16 protein-coding genes are annotated in these 15,760 nt (G+C 72.3%); 7 read left to right on the forward strand and 9 right to left on the reverse strand.

Annotation, left to right across the window (positions count from 1 at the left end):
- Positions 1-84 precede the first annotated feature (84 nt).
- The 5 genes from TNCT1_RS02605 to TNCT1_RS02625 all read left to right on the forward strand — a co-directional run bounded on the left by TNCT1_RS02605 (position 85) and on the right by TNCT1_RS02625 (position 3,890).
- The gene (locus tag TNCT1_RS02605) at positions 85-1,146 is read left to right on the forward strand and encodes a hypothetical protein (RefSeq protein ID WP_216856571.1); all 1,062 of its coding nucleotides are present in this window, start codon (positions 85-87) and stop codon (positions 1,144-1,146) included.
- 75 nt (positions 1,147-1,221) lie between these two features.
- Entirely contained in the window at positions 1,222-1,575 is a 354-nt protein-coding gene (locus TNCT1_RS02610) for a hypothetical protein (protein ID WP_143627700.1), read from the forward strand.
- The gene (locus tag TNCT1_RS02615; protein ID WP_143627702.1) at positions 1,572-2,852 is read left to right on the forward strand and encodes an RNase A-like domain-containing protein; all 1,281 of its coding nucleotides are present in this window, start codon (positions 1,572-1,574) and stop codon (positions 2,850-2,852) included. Before TNCT1_RS02610 ends, TNCT1_RS02615 begins: the two co-directional genes overlap by 4 nt.
- Before the next feature lie 16 nt (positions 2,853-2,868).
- Positions 2,869-3,558, forward strand: coding sequence for a contact-dependent growth inhibition system immunity protein (locus TNCT1_RS02620; protein ID WP_235902277.1), 690 nt, complete (start codon positions 2,869-2,871; stop codon positions 3,556-3,558).
- A gap of 110 nt (positions 3,559-3,668) precedes the next feature.
- Complete coding sequence (locus TNCT1_RS02625) at positions 3,669-3,890, forward strand: hypothetical protein (RefSeq protein WP_216856573.1); 222 nt, start codon at positions 3,669-3,671, stop codon at positions 3,888-3,890.
- A gap of 41 nt (positions 3,891-3,931) precedes the next feature.
- On the opposite strand, the gene TNCT1_RS02630 is transcribed toward TNCT1_RS02625, so the two are convergent.
- The 3 genes from TNCT1_RS02630 to TNCT1_RS02640 all read right to left on the reverse strand — a co-directional run bounded on the left by TNCT1_RS02630 (position 3,932) and on the right by TNCT1_RS02640 (position 5,955).
- Positions 3,932-4,189: a Txe/YoeB family addiction module toxin gene (locus tag TNCT1_RS02630; protein ID WP_143627704.1), complete on the reverse strand. Its 258-nt coding sequence runs from the start codon at positions 4,187-4,189 to the stop codon at positions 3,932-3,934.
- A complete protein-coding gene (locus tag TNCT1_RS02635; protein ID WP_143627706.1) occupies positions 4,186-4,464 on the reverse strand; it encodes a type II toxin-antitoxin system Phd/YefM family antitoxin in 279 nt (92 codons plus the stop codon). The genes TNCT1_RS02630 and TNCT1_RS02635 overlap by 4 nt, the downstream gene beginning before the upstream one ends.
- Before the next feature lie 102 nt (positions 4,465-4,566).
- Complete coding sequence (locus TNCT1_RS02640) at positions 4,567-5,955, reverse strand: PLP-dependent aminotransferase family protein (RefSeq protein ID WP_143627708.1); 1,389 nt, start codon at positions 5,953-5,955, stop codon at positions 4,567-4,569.
- 46 nt (positions 5,956-6,001) lie between these two features.
- Here TNCT1_RS02640 and TNCT1_RS02645 point away from each other — a divergent pair, with 46 nt between their 5' ends.
- Both TNCT1_RS02645 and TNCT1_RS02650 read left to right on the forward strand, forming a co-directional pair.
- Positions 6,002-6,502, forward strand: a complete 501-nt coding sequence (locus tag TNCT1_RS02645; protein WP_143627710.1) for a carboxymuconolactone decarboxylase family protein — start codon at positions 6,002-6,004, stop codon at positions 6,500-6,502.
- Positions 6,499-7,245, forward strand: a complete 747-nt coding sequence (locus TNCT1_RS02650; RefSeq protein ID WP_174266116.1) for an isocitrate lyase/phosphoenolpyruvate mutase family protein — start codon at positions 6,499-6,501, stop codon at positions 7,243-7,245. The genes TNCT1_RS02645 and TNCT1_RS02650 overlap by 4 nt, the downstream gene beginning before the upstream one ends.
- 6 nt (positions 7,246-7,251) lie before the next feature.
- Here TNCT1_RS02650 and TNCT1_RS02655 read toward each other — a convergent pair whose 3' ends face one another.
- The 6 genes from TNCT1_RS02655 to TNCT1_RS36090 form a co-directional block, all read right to left on the reverse strand.
- Complete coding sequence (locus tag TNCT1_RS02655) at positions 7,252-8,211, reverse strand: ABC transporter substrate-binding protein (protein WP_143627712.1); 960 nt, start codon at positions 8,209-8,211, stop codon at positions 7,252-7,254.
- A gap of 1 nt (position 8,212) precedes the next feature.
- Positions 8,213-10,159 (reverse strand): proline/glycine betaine ABC transporter permease, encoded by a 1,947-nt coding sequence (locus tag TNCT1_RS02660; RefSeq protein ID WP_143627714.1) that lies wholly within the window; start codon positions 10,157-10,159, stop codon positions 8,213-8,215.
- Positions 10,159-11,316, reverse strand: coding sequence for a glycine betaine/L-proline ABC transporter ATP-binding protein (locus TNCT1_RS02665; RefSeq protein WP_143627716.1), 1,158 nt, complete (start codon positions 11,314-11,316; stop codon positions 10,159-10,161). Before TNCT1_RS02665 ends, TNCT1_RS02660 begins: the two co-directional genes overlap by 1 nt.
- A complete protein-coding gene (locus tag TNCT1_RS02670; RefSeq protein ID WP_143627718.1) occupies positions 11,313-12,845 on the reverse strand; it encodes a GMC family oxidoreductase in 1,533 nt (510 codons plus the stop codon). The genes TNCT1_RS02665 and TNCT1_RS02670 overlap by 4 nt, the downstream gene beginning before the upstream one ends.
- Positions 12,846-12,919: 74 nt before the next feature.
- Positions 12,920-14,440: an aldehyde dehydrogenase family protein gene (locus TNCT1_RS02675; protein WP_143627720.1), complete on the reverse strand. Its 1,521-nt coding sequence runs from the start codon at positions 14,438-14,440 to the stop codon at positions 12,920-12,922.
- A 180-nt stretch (positions 14,441-14,620) separates the two neighbouring features.
- Positions 14,621-15,760 (reverse strand): hypothetical protein, encoded by a 1,140-nt coding sequence (locus TNCT1_RS36090; RefSeq protein WP_160160370.1) that lies wholly within the window; start codon positions 15,758-15,760, stop codon positions 14,621-14,623.

A 15,760-nucleotide genomic window follows, 5' to 3' on the forward strand; every position in this document is an offset into this window, starting at 1 on the left:
CCAACAGCACACAAACAACTCGGCCCCCGCAACGGCGGCAACCGTTCGCGAGGGCCTGAACCACTAGTGGAAGCAGACTCCACCGTGATTTACCGGCACTGTATCGCGCCCCCGCGCGCCTACACCCAGTTCTCGCACGACATCATCCGGCACCCCCGCCTGTCCTCCGACGCGGTCCGCCTGCTGACCTGGCAGCTCTCCCTCCCCCAGGGCACAAGGGAATCCCTCTCCCGAACCGCCGAACGAGCCAACATCGGCGCCTGCGCCTTCACCCGGGCCAAGCGCCAGCTCAAGGACGAGGGATTCGTGCACGAGAGGCGCGTCCAGGGCTCCGGCGGTCACTGGGTCACCCAACAGCTCGTCTCCAACGTGCCGTTGAGTCCCGCCGAAGCAGCTAAGCTCCTCGCCCGGATGCCCGTCGCGCCGCCGCCGCAGGTCGCACCGAGTACCCGGAATCCGGCGGCCGGTGAGCGGACGGGTCGGCTCACCGACGGTCTTCCCTACGGCGACACCTACAGGGACACCCACAACCAACCCCCTAGGCCCCCCGAGGACGCACCCGATGCCCCCGAAACCGCGCAAGCCCCGGAAGCCCCGCAAGCCCAGGTAGCCCCCGAGAACCACCGGCCGGATCCCCCGGTCCCCCACCTCGAAGAGGCCCGCGCCCTCGCCGCCTCCTACCGCGACCTCGACCCGGCTCTGCGCACCATCCCCCACGCGATGCACGCCGAGTTGATGGACCTGACCGCTCGCTGGCTGGCCACCGGGCACCCGGCCACCGCGATCCGCGCCCACATCCTGCGCAACCTCCCCGACGGTGGCACCCGCGTCCACCGCCCCGGCGGCCTGCTGCGCTACCTCCTCGCCGAGGTACCACCACTACCGTCCGCCTCCACCTCGCTTTCACCGCGATACGCGCCTCCGCACACCCAGCAGGAGCACCCCGGCCTCTCCACCCGGCTCGCCACCCTCCGCGAATGCGAGGGCGACCACGTCCAGGCCACCCTCTTCCGGCCCGTGCATGACGAGAACCTATGCCCGCAGTGCGCGCCCCAACCCTCACCCGGGTCGGGAGGTGGTTCTCCGAGCTGCGGCACCGACTCCACCCAGAACCCACCGGCACCCTTTGCTCTCCCTTTGCGGTAATCGAACTTGCGGACGATGCCTGCGGGTTAGAGTCGAGCGGTCCGGGCGACCGACGGAGGGGGAGGGCACCAAGTCATGGGTGACCAGGGCGAGATACTCGACATCAAGATCGCCGACATCAAGCGGACAGCGCCGCATTTCAGCCACGAGAGCGTTGCGCTCGCACACGCACTGACCAAGCTGAAGACCGGGCTGTCGGCGGCCGGCGCGCCCTGGCGTGACGACGAGCAGGGCACCAAGTTCCACGAGACGTACGGGCCCCTGGTCAAGCGGATCGAGCAGTCCGCCCAGATTCTGGCCACCGGACTGGCCAGCATCCACACGGCGATGGCCGACATGGCCGACGGACACATCGACAACGAACAGCTGATCCGCTCGATGTTCAGCCGGATCGACGTTCCGCACGACACCGGGGGCCACGGCAGGTGAGCACCGCCGACAAGGCCCGCAAGGTCGTCCAGGACCTGACGGGCATGTGGTGGCCGGCGGCCGACGTCGACGGGCTGCGGGACGCCGCGAAGGTGTGGCGGGACTTCGCCGACGACGTCGAGGACGTCACCGCCGCCGCCAACAGGGCCGCCCGATCCCTGATCGAACACAACAAGGGCGAGGCCATCTCCGCCTTCGACGATCCCTTCTGGCGTCGCTACTACCACGACAAGCACGGCTGGCTGAAAGACCTGTCCGACGGCGCCCGCGACATGGCCAAGGCCCTGGACGCCTACGCCGACGCCGTGCACGCCGCGAAGAAGAAGCTCGAACACGAACTGGAGATCGTCGGCGCCACCCTCGTGGCGGGCACCCTCCTGGCCGTCTTCACCGCAGGCCTCTCCGAGGGAGCGGCCGTCGCGGCCGCCGCGACCGTCGCCGAACTCGCCGCCGGCCTCGGTGTCACGGTCACGGCCGAGGTCGCCACCATCGCGGGCACCGCCCTGGCCACCGCCGCCATCGCGGGCATCGAGTCCGTCACCGTGGACCTCGCCGTCGCCCAGCCCGTGTCCATCGCCCTGGGTGAGCAGAAGGGGCTCAGCCTCGACGAGGCCCGTGACGCTGCCGCTTACGGCGCGCTCCTAGGCGGTGGCTTCGGCGGCGGGGGCGCTGCCGTCAGGGCCGCGAGCCAGGCAGGCGGCTGGAGCGAACTCCTGGGCGGCGTCCGGCTGCCCGGCCTCTCCCCCGACTTCGCCCTGCCGGGCGGCGCAACGGCATCGGCGGACGACCTCGGCCTGCTCATGAAGGGCGACGGGGAACCGAACGCCTGGCCCCGCAGCAAACGCAAGGGCGCGGTCAAGCCGAAGTACCGGGCGGACCTGGCGGGAGACGAGGGCAAGGGGACTGCCAGATCGCACTCCCACACCCTGGAGAAGCATGCCGAGAAGACCGACCGGGAACTCCGGGCCCGCCTGCGCGCCGAGAAGAGGATCACCGGCAGTTCCAGCTTCGTCAGCCCCGAGGCAGCACAGGATCTGACGGACCGGGCGATCGTTCAACGTCAGCACGACGTCAGGCGATGGCTGGAGAACACCAGAAAGCCGGAGCTCACCTTCAGGGTCGACTTCGGAGAGGAAGTCACCGGCCGGAGCCTGTCCCGGGAGGATTTCATCAGAGGAACCGGACCGCACAACGTTCACAAGGTCTTCCTGCTCCTGCGTCGCGATCCCGACATGCCAAGCGGTTACCGTATCCACACCTCTTATCCCACCTCGTGACCGCAAGGAACACCCTGTGACCCACCATTGCCCCGAAGGGTTCCTGGACAGAGACGAGCGGTTCCCCGCGCTGCATGAACTGCTCGATTCCTACGCCTTCTCCGGGAATTCCTTCACGGACACCACCGATGAGCCCGGCGTAGCGCTCAAGGCGTATGTGCGACAGGCTGTGCGTACGCCGGGAACCCTGGACGCAGTCATCGCGGAGATCGACGACCTGTTGCGGGTCGGCCTGTTCGACGACGCGATCGCCGACGACGTGGACCTCCTGCCCCACGTCGAGCCCCCAGCCGGACGCACCGTGGAGCAGTGCCTCGCGACCATCCGCTCCCATCTGCAGAGGGTCAAAACCTCCGGTGTATACGAACAAGCGCCGATTCCACAGACCGACTGGGAATGGAGAAAGCGATTCCCGGAACTCTCCTCTCTGCTTGGTGGCTACTTCCACCAGGATTACCCGCGATTCTACGGCTCCCACCGAGAGGCTCTTGACGACTATCTCGACGGGAATCCCGTCGAATATCTCGCCGCGGCCGCCCAGGAACTCGGCGACTTCCTGTCCTGTGTCCCGTCGGACGAGGATCTGGAGCGTGCCACGGGAATTCTGGGCCTCATGGTCTACCCCCCCGACGGCGTCTCCCTCCGCCAGTGGCTCACCGACATCGAGGGCCTCGTCACGCACCGTCTGCGCCGCGGCACGACCTGACAGCGGGCGAGGTCTCACGGGGTCCCGTCCCACTCGAGAGAACGCGGCCGTACGAGCCTCGTGCCCGACAAGCCCAACACCGGCACCCGCCACCCCCACAGAGCGCCGCCGTGGGGGCGTCGCACCTGGTCAGCGGGGTGGCGGCGCTGAGCAGGCGGGACGGCGGGGGCCGGATCCCGATCGAGGTGAACGACACCGACGGTGAGCGGCTGCCTTTGGTGCGGGACGCCGGGACCGAGGAGGACTGCAGACGGGGGCTCGTCCTGGTCGCGGCACTCGCCGAGGAATGGGGCACGGCACCATGCCCCGGCACCCCCGGCAGGACCGTGTAGACCGTCGTGCCCACCGGTGTCCCGGTGGCACCCCGTGAGCATCAGTAGTGGTACCGCGCCTTGATGATCACGACTTCCTTGTCGGTGGCCCGGTAGACGAGCCGGTGCTCGTCGTCGATCCGGCGCGACCAGTAGCCCGACAGGTCACCCTTCAGCGGTTCCGGTCTGCCGATGCCGGTGAAGGGATCGCGCTGGATCTCGCCGATGAGGCGGACGAGGTTGCGGAACAGTTTCCTGTCGGCGTCCTGCCAGTACAGGAGGTCCTCCCACCCGGTGGGCCGGAACCTTACGTCCCTCACTCCCCGTCCTCCGCAAGGTCCTGGAGTTCTTGCACGCTCCTGGTGATCAGCGGGGTGTCGGCAGCCTTGTCCGCCGCGACGGCGGCCATGAGATGGGCGGCGTTGGCCGGCGAACGCAGCAGGTAGACGGTCTCCTGCCAGGAGCGGAAGTCATCGGCGGACATCAGTATGGCGTTGCCGCCCCTGGAGGTGATCTCGACGGGCTCGTGGTCGTCGTTGACCTGCTGGATCAACGGGAAGAGTTTGGCTCGGGCCTCGCTGGCAGTGATGGACATGACTCACTCCGTCGGGATCGGCACAACTGGTACGTGAATGTCGTACCAGTCGAATGGTACAGGCATGCGGTACCGGTCGCATGCGTCTCATGCGTGGACGGCTCACGGCAGCGCCCGGCACAGGGCCTCCAGTGCGCCTGTCCACGCGCTGTCCGGTGGGGTGCCGTAGCCGACGACCAGGGCGTCGGCCGGTTCGGCGAGGGCCTCGGGGTGGCGGTGGAAGGACAGGCCGTGCAGGGCCAGGCCCTGCCAGGTCGCGGCTCGCACCACCGACTGCTCGGTGCCGGGCGGCAGCCGCAGCACCGCGTGCAGGCCGGCCGCGATCCCGGTGACCCGGACGCCGGGCGCGCGCTCGGCGACGGCGGCGGCGAGGGCGTCGCGGCGGCGCCGGTAGCGCAGCCGGGCGGAGCGGACGTGCCGGTCGTAGGCGCCGGAGGTGAGGAACTCGGCCAGGGTGAGCTGGTCCAGCACGCCGACGGTGTCGATCCGGCCCTTGGCCTCGGCCGCCTCCTCCGCCAGCGCGGGCGGCAGGACCATCCAGCCCAGCCTGAGCCCGGGGGCGAGGGCCTTGCTGGTGGTGCCGAGGTGGACGACCCGGCCGGGGTCGAGGCCCTGGAGCGCGCCGACGGGCTGGCGGTCGTAGCGGAACTCGCCGTCGTAGTCGTCCTCCAGGACCAGGGCGCCGGTGCGCCGCGCCCACTCCACCACCGCGGTCCGCCGGTCCGGGTGCAGGGGCGTGCCCATGGGGAACTGATGGGCGGGGGTGAGGAGCACCGCACCCTCACCGGTCAACGCGCCGGTGTCCGTGCCCAGTTCGTCGTAGGGCAGGGCGGGTGTCGTGAGACCGGCGGCGCGCAGCAGGCCCCAGTGGGTGTCGAGGCCGTAGGACTCCACCGCCACCGACCGCACCCCGCGCGCCCGCAGCAGCGCGCCGAGGACGCGCAGGGCGTGCGAGAAGCCGGCGGTGATCACGATCGTCTCCGGGTCGGCGCGGACGCCGCGCACACGGGCGAGGTAGCCGGCGAGGGCGGTGCGCAGTTCGACGCGGCCGCGCGGGTCGCCGTAGCCGAGGGCGTCGGCCGGGGCGTCGGCCAGGGCGCGGCGGGCGGCCTTGAGCCACTCGGTGCGCGGGAAGGCGGTCAGGTCGGGACTGCCGGGGAGCAGGCTGTACGCCGGGCGGCCCGGCGGGCGGCGCCGGGGCGCGTCCGCCGCCGGCGGGATCACCGCTCGCTCCGCCACCCGGGTGCCGGAACCCTGGCGGGCGGTGAGCCAGCCCTCGGCCACCAGGTCGGCGTAGGCCTCGGCGACGGTGTTGCGGGCGATGCCGAGGTCGGCGGCGAGCGAACGGGAGGACGGCAGCCGGGTGCCGGGCGCGAGCCGGCCGGTGCGGACCGCGTCCCGCAGCGCGTCGGTCAGGCCGCGGCGCAGCCCGCTGGTCCCGGCCGGTTCCAGATGCAGGTCCACGCCCAGATTGGCCCAGGAATCCACCATGGAAGTGGACCATACTCCTGGGCTGCCGGACTCCTAGGGTCGAACCATGAGCAGCGCACAGGAACCCGTCGAGTACGCCACCGAACACGCCCCGCGCCTGGAGTGGGCCCGGCACGCCCCCGAGGTCTACAAGGCGATGGTCCGCCTGGACACCGCCGCCAAGCAGGGTCTGGACCCCAGGCTGCTGGAGCTGGTGAAGATCCGCGCCTCCCAGCTCAACCACTGCGCCTTCTGTCTGGACATGCACACCAAGGACGCGCTCGCGGCCGGCGAGAGCGTGGAGCGGATCGTGCAGCTCAGCGCCTGGGAGGAGTCCCGGCACTTCTACACGGAGAAGGAGCTGGCGGCGATCGAGCTGACCGAGGCGGTCACCGTGCTGACCGAGGGGTTCGTGCCGGACGAGGTGTACGAGCGGGCCGCGAAGCGGTTCGAGGAGGCCGAGCTGGCGCAGCTGATCGCCGCGATCACGGTGATCAACGCCTGGAACCGCCTCGGCGTGACCAGCCGGATGGCGCCGGGCCACTACCAGCCCGGACAGCGCGGGTGAGCCGCCCCGCCGGGGCGCCGGCCCCGGCCGGGGCGGACCTGTTCCGGGCGCTGCACCGCCGGCGCCCGCAGGGCGATCCCCTGGTGCTGCCCGGCCCGTGGGACGCGGCGAGCGCCCGGGTGTGCGCCGACGCGGGGTTCCCGGCGCTGGCCACGCCCAGCGCCGGGATCGCCGCCTGTCTGGGCTACGCGGACGGCGACACCCCGGCCGCGGAGATGTTCGCCGCGGTGGCCAGGATCGCCCGGGCGGTGGACGTGCCGGTGTCGGCGGACGTCGAGGACGGCTACGGGCTCGCCCCCGGGGAACTGGTGGAGCGGCTGCTGGAGGCGGGCGCGGTGGGGTGCAACATCGAGGACTCGGCGGCGGGCGTCCTGAAGGACCCGCACCAGCACGCCGAGTACCTCGCCGGGGTCCGCTCGGCCGCCGCGGACCGGCTGTTCGTCAACGCCCGCGTCGACACCTTCGTGCACGGAGACGGCGACCCCGGACAGACCATCGCGCGCGCCGCGCTGTACGTGGCGGCGGGCGCGGACTGCGTGTACCCGATCCTCGCGCCGGCCGGTGTGCTGCCCCTGCTGCGGTCCGGCATCCAGGGCCCGCTCAACATGGTGGCCCGGCTGGACGGCGAGGGCCCCTCGCCCGCCGTGCTCGGCGAACTCGGGGCCACTCGCGTCACGTTCGGTCCGGGACTCCAGCGGCGGGCCGCGGCCGCGCTGGGCGAGATCGTCGCCGGACTGCGCTGAGCCGGGTCAGGACAGCCACTTCTTCCAGACGGACGGGTGGCTGTCCACCCACTTCTTCGCCGCGTCCTGCGGGTTCAGCTTCTGGTCGGCGATCATCAGGGAGACCTCGTTCTGGTCCTCGGTCGTCCACTTGAACTTCTTCAGGAAGGCCGCCGCCTCGCCGCCGGACTTCGCGAAGCCGGAGTTCAGGTACTTCTGCAGCGGGGTGTGCGGGTAGGCGCAGGTGATCTTCGCCGGGTCCGCGTCGCAGCCCTCCTTGTACGGCGGCAGCTTCACCTCGGTCATGGGGACCTTCTTGAACAGCCACTGCGGCGCGTACCAGTACGTCAGGAAGGGCTTCTTCTCCTTGGCGAACTGCTTCATCTGCGTGATCTGCGCCGCTTCGGAACCGGCGAAGACGACCTGGTAGTCCAGCTTCAGGTTCTTCACCAGCGCCTTGTCGTTGGTGACGTAGGACGGGGAGCCGTCCATGAGCTGGCCCTTGCCGCCGCTCTCCGCGGTGCGGAAGAGGGAGGCGTACTTGTTCAGGTTGTGCCAGTCGGTGATGTCCGGGTGCTGCTTGACCAGGTAGGTGGGGACGTACCAGCCGATGTGGCCGGTCACCCCGAGACCGCCGCCGGGCGCGATGGTCTTCTTGTCCTTGACGTACCGCTTCTCCTGGTCCGGGTGGCCCCAGTCCTCCAGGATGGCGTCGACCCGGCCCTGGCTGAGCGCGTCCCAGGCGGGCACCTCGTCGACCTGGACGGTGTCCACGCGGTAGCCGAGCTTGTGCTCCAGCAGGTACTGGGCGACGGCCACGTTGGACTGGGCGCCCACCCAGGACTGCACGGACAGGGTGACGGTCTTGGAGCCCCGCGCGTTGGCGAAGGGGCTGGCCTGCTTGGTCATGTCGGCGGCGCCGCAGCCGGTGAGCAGCGCGAGCGCGGACACGCCCGCGGCCACCGTGCACGTGGTACGGAATCGCATGTCACGCTCCCTTCTTCGGGCGCCGTTCGGTGGGCTGGGTCACCCGGTCGAGCATCAGGCCGAGGCAGACGATGGCCGCGCCGGCCACCAGGCCGGTCGCCAGGTCGCCCTGGGCGAGACCGAAGGCGACGTCGTAGCCGAGGGCGCCACCGCCGACCAGGCCGCCGATGATGACGACGGCGAGGACCAGGACCACGCCCTGGTTGACGGCGAGCAGCAGCGAGCGGCGGGCCAGCGGCAGTTGCACCTGCCAGAGCTGCTGGCGGCCGGTGGCGCCAAGCGAGCGCGCCGACTCCAGGGCGGCCGGGTCGACCTGGCGCAGGCCCTGGGCGGTGATCCGGACGACGGCCGGCAGCGCGTACACGACGGCCGCGGCGACGGCCGGGGCGCGGCCGACGCCGAACAGGGCGACGACCGGGATCAGGTACACGAACTGCGGCATCGTCTGGAAGACGTCCAGCACCGGGCGCAGCGCGCGTTCGACGCGGTCGCTGCGGGCCGCGGCGATGCCGGTGGCGAAGCCCAGCACGAGGGTGACGGCGACGGCGGCGAGCACCTGGGAGAGGGTGTCGAGGGACGGCTTCCACACGCCGAGCACGCCGATCGCGGCCATGGCGAGGACGGCGGTCAGCGCGGTGCGCCAGGTGCCGATCAGCCAGGCCAGGGCGGCGACCGCGAGCAGCACCGCCCACCAGGGCAGCCACTGCAGTCCGTCGCGGACCGGGTCGAGGACCCAGGTGGTGAAGTGGCCCGCCCAGTCGGCGGTGCCGCCGACCACCGGGACACCGGAGTACAGGTGGGCGGTCATCCAGTCGACGGCGCGGTTGACCGGCTCGGCGATCGGCAGGGTCCAGCCGCCGGGCCAGTCGAGGGCGCCGAGCAGCCGGGTGGCCAGGGCGACGGCCACGGTGACGGCGAGAGCGTAGGCCCAGCCGATGGTGCGGGGGCGGCCGGCCGCCGTGCCGCCGTCGCCGGCCGCGCCGGTGACGCGGTCCAGGACGACCGCGAGCAGCACGATCGGGACGCCGGCGGCGAGGGCCGCGCCCACGTCGACGGAGGCGAGGGCCTGGTAGACGCGGTCGCCGAGGCCGCCGGCGCCGATGACGGAGGCGATGACGGCCATGGACAGGGCCATCATGATCGTCTGGTTGAGGCCGAGCAGGAGTTCCTTGCGGGCCAGCGGGACGCGGGCGGTCAGCAGCCGCTGGCGGGCGGTGGCGCCGAGCGACTCCACGGCCTCCAGGACTTCGGGGTCGGCGCCGCGCAGACCGAGCGCGGTGAGCCGGGCCATCGGCGGGGCGGCGTAGACGACGGTGGCGAGCACGGCCGCGGGCACGCCGATGCCGAAGACCAGGACGACGGGGAGGAGGTAGGCGAACGCGGGGAGCACCTGCATGGTGTCCAGCACCGGGCGCAGCGCCCGGTCCATCCGGTCGGAGAGGCCCGCGGCCAGACCGAGCAGGGCGCCCACGGCCACCGAGGCCAGGACCGCGACCACCATGAGGGCCAGGGTCTGCATGGTCGGCACCCACATGCCGAGCGCCCCGCAGGCCAGCAGGGCGGCGGCGGTGCCGGCGGCCAGCCGGACACCGGCGACGCGCCAGGCGACGAGGGCGCCGAAGGCGGTGACGCCGGCCCAGCCCGCGGCGAGCAGGGTGAGGTACACGGCGCGTACCGCGAGGACGACGGCGTTGCTGATGTAGCCGAAGAAGTAGAGGAACAGGGGGTGGCTGTCGCGGTTGTCGATCACCCAGTCGCTGGCGGAGGCCAGGGGCTTGGCGAGGTCGACGGTGAGGGCGCCGGGCCAGGAGGCGCTGCCCCAGCGGGCGTTGACGAGGGGTACCAGGACCGCGGCGACGACGGCGAGCAGGAGGAGCTTCGCCGCGGCGCGGTGTCTCAGTACGCCGGGCAGGTGCGTGCGGGGGGCTGTCGCGGTGACCGTCGCCATCAGACCGCCTCCGTGCCGGCGCGCAGGGCGGGCGCGGGGCGCGCCGCGCTCCCGACGGGTCCGGCCGGGTCCGCCGCGCCGTCCCCGGCCGGTGCGGCCCCGGTGCCGGCGACCACGTTCAGCAACTGCTCGTGGCCGACCACTCCGAGGCACTTGCCCTCGTTCATCACACGGGCCGGGGCGCCGGCCCGCGCCACCGCCTCGATGGCCTCGGCGACGGTGGCCTCCGGGCGGACGGCGGGGCCGTGGCCGGCCTCCTCCAGGGACGCGGGGCGCATGGCGCTGCGGCAGGTGACGACCTGCTCGCGCGGCACGTCCTGGACGAAGTCGCGGACGTAGTCGTCGGCGGGGGCGGAGACGATCTCCTCGGGGGTGCCGAGCTGGACGACACGGCCGTCGCGCATCAGGGCGATGCGGTCGCCGAGCTTCAGCGCCTCGGAGAGGTCGTGGGTGATGAAGACCATCGTGCGGCCCTCCTCGCTGTGCAGCCGGGCCACCTCCTCCTGCATGTCGCGCCGGATCAGCGGGTCGAGCGCGCTGAACGGCTCGTCGAACAGCAGGACCTCGGGGTCGACTGCGAGCGCCCGGGCGAGTCCGACGCGCTGGCGCTGGCCGCCGGAGAGCTGGGCGGGGCGGCGCTTCTCCATGCCTTCGAGGCCGACCTTGGCGACCACCTCGGCGGCCCGCTCGCGCCGCTCGGACCGGCCGACGCCCTGGATCTCCAGGCCGTAGGCGACGTTGTCGAGGACCGTGCGGTGCGGGAGCAGGCCGAAGTGCTGGAAGACCATCGCGGCACGGTGGCGGCGCAGTTCGCGCAGGCGTGCCCGGTCCATCGCGCGCACGTCCTCGCCGTCGATGGCGATGGTCCCGGCGGTGGGCTCGATGAGCCGGGTCAGACAGCGCACCAGGGTGGACTTGCCGGAGCCGGACAGGCCCATCACCACGAAGACCTCGCCCTTGCGGACGTCGAAGGAGACGTCCCGGACGGCGGCCGTGCAGCCGGTGCGGGAGCGCAGGTCGGCGGGGCTGAGCGCGCTCAGCTCCGGGTCCCCGGGTATGCGGCCGGCCTTGGGGCCGAACACCTTCCACAGTCCGTCGACGGAGAAGACGGGGGCGTCGCCGGTGGGCGGCTTGCGGGTGGGAACGGTGAGCGTCATCGCGCATCGCCTCCGATCAGTTCGACGGCCTTCTCCCCGACCATGAGCACCCCGATCATCGGGTTGACCGCCGTCATGGTCGGGAAGACGGAGGCGTCCGCGACGCGGATGCCGTCGAGGCCGCGGATGCGCAGCTCGGGGTCGACGACGGCGAGCGGATCGTCCGCCGCGCCCATCCGGCAGGTGCCGGCCGGGTGGTAGACGGTGTGCGCGACCTTGCGGGCGTACTCGCTGAGTTCGGCGTCGTCCTGGACCTCGGGGCCGGGGCAGACCTCGCGCTTGAGCCAGCCGGCCAGCGGCTCGGCCGCGGCGATCTCGCGGGCGATGCGGATGCCGTCGACCAGGGTCCGCGCGTCGTAGTCGTCCTCGTCGGTGAAGTAGCGGAAGTCCAGCGCGGGCTTCACGGACGGGTCGGCGCTGGTGAGGTAGAGGCGGCCGCGGCTCTTCGGCTTGGGGATGTTCGGGGTCATCGAGACGCCGAACTCCGGCCGCTCGTAGCCCAGTCGCTCCGGGTTGTCGGTGAACGGGATCTGGTAGAAGTGGAACATCAGGTCCGGGCCCTGGTGGCCGGGGTCGCGGCGCACGAACAGGCCCGCGTCGGAGTCCATCGCGGAGTTCTCCGGGATCGGCCCGTTCGTCTCCCAGACGATCACCGACTCGGGATGGTCGAGCAGGTTCTCGCCGACGCCGGGCAGGTCGTGGGCGACGGGGATGCCGAGCGCCTCCAGGTCCTCGCGCGGGCCGATGCCGGAGTGCAGCAGCAGGCGGGGCGAGTCGACGGCGCCCGCGCACAGCACGACCTCGTCGCGGGCCCGTACCAGCAGTTCCTCGCCGTCCTTGGTGCGCACGCGCACGCCCTCGGCGCGGGTGCCGTCCAGCTCCAGTTTGTACGCCCAGGTCTCCAGGAACAGGTGGAGGTTGGGGCGTTCGTCCAGTACGGGGTGCAGGTACGCCACCGAGGCGGAGGAGCGCTTGTTGTCCTCCGGGTGGTAGGCGAGGTCGAAGAAGCCGGCGCCCTCGGTGAACGGCTTCTTGTTGAAGCCCTCGACGCGCGGGACGCCGAGCGCAGCCTGCGCGGCGTCGACGAAGTCGCGGGCGATGGCGTTGCGGTCCTTCTCGTCGACGGAGACGATGTTGTTCTTCAGGCGGGCGAAGTACGCCTCCATCGGCACGGCGCCCCAGCCCTTGGCGCCGGCCTCCTCCCACTCGTCCCAGTCGGACGGCAGCGGCTTGAAGGAGATGAGGGTGTTGTGGGAGGAGCAGCCGCCCAGCACCCGGGCCCGGCTGTGCCGGATGTGCGAGTTGCCGCGGGGCTGTTCGGTGGTCGGGTAGTCGTAGTCGAGTTCGCCGCCGAGCAGGCCCATCCAGCGGCGCAGGGTCAGCACGTCGTCGCGGCCGACGTCGCTGGGGCCGCCCTCGATGACGGCGACGGTCACGTCCGGGTTCTCCGTAAGCCGCGAGGCGATGACGGAACCGGCTGTTCCGCCGCCGATGACGACGTAGTCGAATTCGTGGGTGTGATCGGGCATCGGGTGGTTACTCCTGGGGGGTGGGAGGAAGTTCAGGGTGCGGAAAGCGGTTCGCCGGCGGGGCCGGTGGGGGCTCAGCCGGCGAACCAGCGCACCGGCTTCGGCGCCAGGTTCTGGTAGACGTGCTTGGTCTCGCGGTACTCGGCGAGGCCGGCGGGGCCGAGTTCACGCCCGGTGCCGCTCCTGCCGAAGCCGCCCCACTCCGCCTGCGGCAGGTAGGGGTGGAAGTCGTTGATCCAGACGGTGCCGTGGCGCAGCCGCCCCGCGACGCGCCGGGCGCGGCCCGCGTCGGCGGTCCAGACGGCGCCGGCCAGGCCGTACTCGGTGTCGTTGGCGAGGAACACCGCCTCCTCCTCGGTGCGGAAGGTCTCGACGGTCAGGACCGGCCCGAAGACCTCCTCGCGGACGACCCGCATCTCGCGGTGGCAGGCGTCGAGGACGGTCGGCTCGTAGAAGTAGCCGCTCTCCGGCCGGGTCCCGGACGGCTCGGGGCGCCTGCCGCCGCAGCGCAGCACCGCGCCCTCCTCGAGCGCGGAGGCGACGTATCCCTCGACCTTGGCGCGCTGCTGCGCGGAGACGAGCGGGCCGCACTCGACACCGTCCTCGGTGCCCCGGCCGAGCCTGATCCGCTGGGCGCGGCGGGCGAGTTCGGTGACGAAGCGCTCCCGGACCGACTCCTCGACGATCAGCCGGGAGCCCGCCGAGCAGACCTGGCCGCTGTGGATGAAGGCGGCGTTGAGGGCCTGGTCCACCGCGGTGTCGAAGTCCTCCTCGGTGGCGCAGGCGTCGGCGAAGACCACGTTGGGGTTCTTGCCCCCGAGTTCGAGGGCGACCTTCTTGACGGTGGGGGCGGCGGCCTGGGCGACCTTGGTGCCGCTGACCAGGCCGCCGGTGAAGGAGACGAGGTCGACGTCGGTGTGTTCGGCGAGCCGGGCGCCCACGGTGTGGCCGGGGCCGGTGACCAGGTTGGCGACGCCGTCGGGCAGACCGGCCTCGCGCAGCAGGTCGATCAGCGCGATGGTCGTCATCGGGGTGATCTCGCTGGGCTTGATCACGAAGGTGTTGCCGGCCGCGAGCGCGGGGGCGATCTTCCAGCTCGCCTGGAGCAGCGGGTAGTTCCAGGGGGTGATCAGCGCGCAGACGCCGACCGGCTCGTGGACGACGACGCTGTGGATGTCGGGTGAGCCCGCGTCGACCACCCGGCCGGGGGCCTCGCCCGCGACCAGGTCGGCGAAGTAGCGGAAGGCGTCGGCGACGCAGTCGATGTCGACGCGGCCCTCCTCGACGGTCTTGCCCGCGTCCCGGCTCTCCAGCAGGCCGAGTTCCTCGCGGTCGCGCGTCAGCAGGCCGGCGACGCGGCGCAGCAGCGCGGCGCGCTCGGCGACCGGTGTGCCGGGCCAGGGGCCGTGGTCGAACGCCTGCCGGGCGGCGGCCACCGCCCGCTCCGCGTCCTTCTCGTCACCCTCGGCGACCAGGGCGAACCGCCGGGCGTCCGCGGGGTCGAGGATCTCGCGCGTCGCGCCGGAGACCGCCGCCAGCCACTGTCCTCCCGCGTGGATGGTCGCCTGGTCCTGTCGTTCCGTTCTGTCCGCCATGATCGGTATCGCCTTCCGTTCCTGTTCGGCTCCCATGTGTCACGCGAGGGGCGTGCCCAGGGACCGTCGCCGCCTGCCCGCGACTGCGGACTTGCATGCGGAATCGGCGGCCCACAGTGCGCGGCGTCACTGAAACTTCAGGCGAATACGGACAGAAACGGGTCATCCGCGGCGCTGCGTTCAGTCCATCGGAGGGTCACAGCCCGTGTCGGGCGGACAGAACCCGCTCAGCGCGGTGTCGAGCAGCTTCAGTTCGTCGTCGCCGCCGTCCCGGTCGGGGCCGTAGGCGGCGACGGCGTAGATCCGCCCGTCGACGGCCACGAAGCGCTCGTCGTAGACGTGCCAGACGCCGAGGTCCGGCTCGTCCCTGATGCTGTCGGCCAGGTACTCCATGCGCGAGCCGACGAAGTCGCCCTCGTCGAGGTCGACCAGGGCGAGCTTCTTGAACCCCGGCGGCTTGGCGGTGTCCGCGGACAGGTACGCCCGGAACGAGTCGTCCGGGGACGCCTCCGCGACCTGGTAGATCTGCAGTCGGTGCTCCCGGTCCGGGCTGCGGTAGTTGACGATCCTGATGCCGTAGGAGGAGCTGAGCGTGGACCGCGACCAGCCCTTGGGGCGGGCGATCCGGAAGCCCTCGTCGTCGTCGTACGACTCCCAGCCCGCGGGCAGCGGGCTCGCCGATGCGGACGGGCCGGCCGCGTCGTCCGTGGCGGACGCGGAGCCGGACGGGCCGCCGGCGGGGCCGTCGGACGGCACGGGCGAGTCCGGGACCGCGGAGGCGGTCGGCGAGGCCGCCGAGGCGGGCTTGTCGCCGCCCCCCGGACCCACCACGAGGGTCAGTACCAGGCTCGCGGCGACACCGGCCACGGCCGCGCCCACGACGACGGTCCAGACCGTTCTCCGGCTGGGCCCGCCGGTGCGCACGGGCGCCGGCCCGGGCGGCATCGGCGGCACGGTCCACTCGGGCGAGGTCCAGCCCGCGCCGGCGCCACCGGTGTCAGGACCGTCCGGTTCGCCCGCCGGTCCGTCCGCCGGGCCGCCGGAGGCGCCCGTCCAGGCGCCGGGCCCGGTGCCCGGCGCCTCCCACCAGGGCGCCGGGGGCGCGGACGGCGCCGACGACGGCGGCTCGGGCGCGGACGGGGCGGGCTCCGCGGGGGCGGACGCGCCGTCGGCGACCGTACGCGGTCCGGCCGGCGGCCACTCGGGTGCCCGGTCCGGCATGGCCGGCGGCGGCGGTGTCACCGGTGCGCCGGTCCGTGCTCCCCCGCTGTCCTCCCAGCGCTGGGTCTCCTCGTTCCAGTACCGCGCTCCCCCGCTCAT

This window comes from Streptomyces sp. 1-11 (assembly GCF_007176755.1).
Classification (GTDB): Bacteria; Actinomycetota; Actinomycetes; order Streptomycetales; family Streptomycetaceae; genus Streptomyces.

What these genes read in the sequence shown, in the direction of transcription:
- TNCT1_RS02610 (WP_143627700.1), top strand. Translation starts at nt 1,222, where the DNA reads ATGGGTGACCAGGGCGAGATACTCGACATCAAGATCGCCGACATCAAG.
- TNCT1_RS02635 (WP_143627706.1), bottom strand. Translation starts at nt 4,464, where the DNA reads ATGTCCATCACTGCCAGCGAGGCCCGAGCCAAACTCTTCCCGTTGATC.
- TNCT1_RS02640 (WP_143627708.1), bottom strand. Translation starts at nt 5,955, where the DNA reads ATGGTGGATTCCTGGGCCAATCTGGGCGTGGACCTGCATCTGGAACCG.
- TNCT1_RS02645 (WP_143627710.1), top strand. Translation starts at nt 6,002, where the DNA reads ATGAGCAGCGCACAGGAACCCGTCGAGTACGCCACCGAACACGCCCCG.
- TNCT1_RS02655 (WP_143627712.1), bottom strand. Translation starts at nt 8,211, where the DNA reads ATGCGATTCCGTACCACGTGCACGGTGGCCGCGGGCGTGTCCGCGCTC.
- TNCT1_RS02660 (WP_143627714.1), bottom strand. Translation starts at nt 10,159, where the DNA reads ATGGCGACGGTCACCGCGACAGCCCCCCGCACGCACCTGCCCGGCGTA.
- TNCT1_RS02665 (WP_143627716.1), bottom strand. Translation starts at nt 11,316, where the DNA reads ATGACGCTCACCGTTCCCACCCGCAAGCCGCCCACCGGCGACGCCCCC.
- TNCT1_RS02670 (WP_143627718.1), bottom strand. Translation starts at nt 12,845, where the DNA reads ATGCCCGATCACACCCACGAATTCGACTACGTCGTCATCGGCGGCGGA.
- TNCT1_RS02675 (WP_143627720.1), bottom strand. Translation starts at nt 14,440, where the DNA reads ATGGCGGACAGAACGGAACGACAGGACCAGGCGACCATCCACGCGGGA.
- TNCT1_RS36090 (WP_160160370.1), bottom strand. Translation starts at nt 15,760, where the DNA reads ATGAGCGGGGGAGCGCGGTACTGGAACGAGGAGACCCAGCGCTGGGAG.